General features: G+C 65.5%; 2 protein-coding genes and 1 pseudogene. All 3 read right to left on the bottom strand.

All coding sequences use genetic code 11. The features are described from left to right. Window positions 1–53 precede the first annotated feature (53 nt). The gene (locus QN350_RS19225; protein ID WP_323517136.1) at window positions 54–1,982 is read right to left on the bottom strand and encodes a tyrosine-type recombinase/integrase; all 1,929 of its coding nucleotides are present in this window, start codon (window positions 1,980–1,982) and stop codon (window positions 54–56) included. Between the two features lie 17 nt (window positions 1,983–1,999). Further along, on the bottom strand, window positions 2,000–3,064 hold the full coding sequence (locus QN350_RS19220; RefSeq protein WP_322137434.1) for a tyrosine-type recombinase/integrase: 1,065 nt from the start codon (window positions 3,062–3,064) through the stop codon (window positions 2,000–2,002). Window positions 3,065–3,176: 112 nt separating this feature from the next. Beyond that, window positions 3,177–3,875 (bottom strand): annotated as a pseudogene (locus QN350_RS19215) (IS256 family transposase); the annotation flags it as partial.

Raw genomic sequence — 3,875 nt, 5'->3', positions numbered from 1 at the left:
CGTTCCATTAACCGGCTCTCGTTGTCAGGTCAAGGGGATTGGGGGTTTTGGTGTCACCGTCGGACTTGGCGGAGGTGGCTGGTGAGGGCTGCCGCGGTGGTGGCGTGTCTGGCTGCTTCGCCGTCCCAGCCGCGTTGTTCGGCATCGGTTTTGAGGGCTTGGATGTCGTGGAGTTGCTCGGTGAGAGCGTCGGTGAACTCTGGGCCGGTCGTGAAGTTGGCGCAGTTCTCGCAGATGTTCGCATAGGAACAGGCGCCGGCGCTTTCGTGCCGGGAGCAATATCCGTGGGCGACACGGGTTTTGATCATCTCGCTGTTGAGCCAGGCCACCTTGTCGGGAACGATCGGGCGGCCGACCGGAGTGAGTGTCAGTTGTCGGCGCATTTTGCCGACGGCGTCGTCGTAGGCGACTCGCAGGGTCGGCGAGGCGAGGGTGGCATACCGGACGGTCATTTGTGCGGTCGCGTGGCCCAGCAGCGCCATCAGCGCTTGCAGGCTCATCCCGGCATTGGCGAGCTCGGTGGCCCAGGTGTGGCGGAGTTGGTGCGGCGTCACCACCAGGGCCGCCCCATCGGCGGCTCGGAGTCCCGCAGCGGCGCTAGCGGCGATTAGGCCGTTGCGGATCCGGGTCGGACCAAGTCGTCGGCCGTGGTTAGTAAAGAGGAAGTCTGTGACTGTTCCGGTCCGAGGGTGGGGCAGTGCCCGTGAGGGACCGCGCTGCCCAATCCATTGATCGAGGGCGGCCAGCGCGGTCGCGTCCAGGGGAACCATCCGCTCGGTGGTGAGTTTGCCGAGGGGGACTTTCAGCCAGGACCCGGTGGGGCCATAGTCATAGACGCTGCCCAGTTCTAGGTCGAGGAGCTCACCGATGCGCAATCCGGTGCGGCGCAACACCGTAACGGCGACGCGGGCGAAGAGATCGTCGAGGGCGTCAACGGCTGCCATCAGCGCCGCATCGATGTCGGGGGCGAGAGCGCGCGGCAGCGGCTGACCGAGCTTGGGGATGTCGGCCCGGAATACCAGTCGGCGGGTGGGGACGTCTTTCCAGCCCCAGTCGGTGATGTCGTCAAACATGTTCCGCAGCGTCAATACGGCCGCCTGCGCGACAGCGGTCGAGATGGTGCGGTCCGCGCCGGCGGCGGCATGGCGGCCGCGCCAGGACCGGTGGCGGTTCCAGATCAGGTAGGCCTCGATGTGGTGGCGTCGCAGGTGACGGAGGTGTCGTATCTCCGGCGCGTGGGCGGTGAGGTATTCCGCAAACGGCAGCAGGTCATTTATCAGGCAGTCCACTGTGCTGGGACGGGCCACTGCGGAGCGGACGGTGACGTAACGCAGGAATGTTTTGCGCAACGAGGGTGCCATCTCCACGGTCGCGAAGCGTTCCTCGTAACTCGACGCGGTGGGCCGCCGCCGAGGTGGCGTGTCGATCACTGTTGTGTCGAACAGGATCACTCTCAGCCCTGCCAGTCGTGCGCGGTAGGCGCGGAGCATCGACGGCGTCAGTGTCGTCGTGGCGCTGAGTCCCGTTTCGAACGAGTCGATGATGTCGGTGGTGAGCTGCGCCGTTGTTCCTCCCGTCCAGGCGAGGAGCACGGCCAGGCATTCACCGAGTAGTGTTTCGACCCATTTCGATGTCCATCCGAGCCGGTTGCCGGCGGCGCGCACCCGGGCGAATCCATCCGGGTCGCGCGTCTCGAGCGCTGCGCCGATGCCTGTGAGGTTCTTCGCCCCAATCAGTTCCACGTCCAGTAGCAGGCCGTTGTGGGCGACGGCATAGACGATGACGGGCCAGGCGCCGGTGCGAACCAACTCCTCGCAGCGAGTCAACGTCGGCAGGTTCATCCACTCGACCAGGTCTGGGTGATTGCCGAGGAAAACGTCAACGATCCGAACGCGATCCCGCATGGCCCTGGGCCCCAGGCCGAGAACCGACAGATTCTCGAGGTACCCGTCTCGCAGCGTCAGCACTGGCGGTAAGGACACGGTGGTCATGATGATCGTCATCGGGCGTTGGCGGCGAGGGTTGCGCGGGCGGCGGCGTATTCGGCGGCGAGGTGTTCGATACTGAGGTGGACGTAGCGGGCGGTAGTGTCCGGAGAAACGTGGCCCATCAGCTCCCGCAGTGCCAACAGGTTGATACCGGCCGAGGCCAGCTCGGTGCCATAGGTGTGCCGCAATCGGTGGGGACGCACCCGAGTCGCCCCCGATGCCTCCCGGTGGCGGCGGAACACCCCACGAAGACCCGCTTCCGTCAATGGTTGTCCCGTGGTTGGCCCTCTTAACACGAGGAAACACTCCGATGATTTCACCCCGGTGGGGCGTTCGTAACGCAAGTAGGCGGCAACCTCGGTGAAGAACGCGCAGTCGACGGGGACGTGCCGTTCTTTCGATCCCTTGCCCACGACGCGCAGGCGGCGACGCCCGAGGTCGACATCGGATAGCTGCAGCCCGCGCACTTCCGCGGCCCGCAAACCGCCCAGCAGCATCACCAACACGATCGCGCGGTCGCGGTGCGTATCAAGCGAACGCAGGAAACGGTCGACGTCGCTAACGGGCAGGGATTCCGGCAGCATCTGGGGCTGACGCACCAGCCGGCCCCCGCCGCGTGAGCGTCCGGCGCCCAGATGTCCCAGCAGGCCACGGGAAGAGGCGCCCGGGCTGGTGCGCCGTCGCGGAGACGGGACGGGATTGCTGGGGCAGGCGCCAGCCATCACCAAGTATTCGAACAACGCCCTCACCGCCGCGACCCGGCGATTGACCGTCGACGCTGCCGCGGTGCGCACCGCGCCCGAAGCTTCCTCGGCCCGGTCAGATGTGCCGTGTGAACGAACGCCTTGCCAGTCAATCCAGTCGAAGACCATCATCGGCGAGACCTCGACAAGGGTGCTGCCCCTCGCCAACAGAAACCGTGCGAAGTTGACGATGTCGAACGCATAGGAGCGAACCGTGCTCGGGCTGAACGCTCGAGTATCGAGGTGATCGAGAAAGGCATTTGCCGATGCGGCGTCGCCCCAATCGCCAACGATGCGAAATGTGCCCTCGAGCTTCCTCGCTGAAACGGTCATAGCTTGAACTCCCTTGTCCCTCGGTCTCCAACAGCTTCCACCCCAACGGTCGTTGAACTCTCGTCATTGAAAGTGTCGAGAGGAACGTGTCGTTGGAGAGCCGGTTAACAGATAGCGGATTCGTGGACCAGATCTGGCGCCAGTGCCGCCGCGGAAACCCCGCGAACGCGAGCAGGTCGGGTTGCGCGTCGACGAGCATCTCGGCGACCTTCGGGTGCGAGCGGCCGAGCATTGTGGTGACCTCCCGGAACTGCTTCTCGATGTGCTCGCGGTCGGGCTGGGCGAAGATGGTGCGGATGATCGAGGCGACCATCTCTTGCGATCCCTTCGGCACCACGGCGAGGACGTTGCGCATGAAATGGACCCGGCATCGCTGCCAGCCGGTGCCCTGGAACACGGTCCCGATGGCTTTCTTGAGGCCGGTGTGGGCGTCAGACATGACCAGCTTGACCCCGTCGAGGCCGCGGGTCTTCAACGACCGCAGGAAGCTGGTCCAGAAGCCCTCGTTCTCGCTGTCACCGACGTCGAAGCCGAGGACTTCCCGGCGTCCGTCAGCGGCCACCCCGACCGCGACGACGATGGCCTGGGACACGATCCGGTGGCCGACGCGGGCCTTGCAGTAGGTGGCGTCGAGGAACACATAGGGGAAGTCCTGCGCGGCAAGGGTTCGGTCGCGGAACTCGGCCACCTCAGCGTCCAGGCCCGCGCAGATCCGGGACACTTCCGACTTGGAGATCCCGGTGTCCGCACCGAGGGCCTTGACCAGGTCGTCGACTTTCCGGGTCGAGACGCCGTGGACGTAGGCCTCCAT

This window comes from Cryobacterium sp. 10I5 (genome assembly GCF_035019865.1).
GTDB classification, from domain to species: domain Bacteria; phylum Actinomycetota; class Actinomycetes; order Actinomycetales; family Microbacteriaceae; genus Cryobacterium; species Cryobacterium breve_A.
This window is presented reverse-complemented; position numbering and strand designations above follow the sequence as displayed.

Excerpts from the sequence above, each read along its gene's own strand:
- QN350_RS19220 (WP_322137434.1), bottom strand. The coding sequence starts at position 3,064 with ATGACCGTTTCAGCGAGGAAGCTCGAGGGCACATTTCGCATCGTTGGC.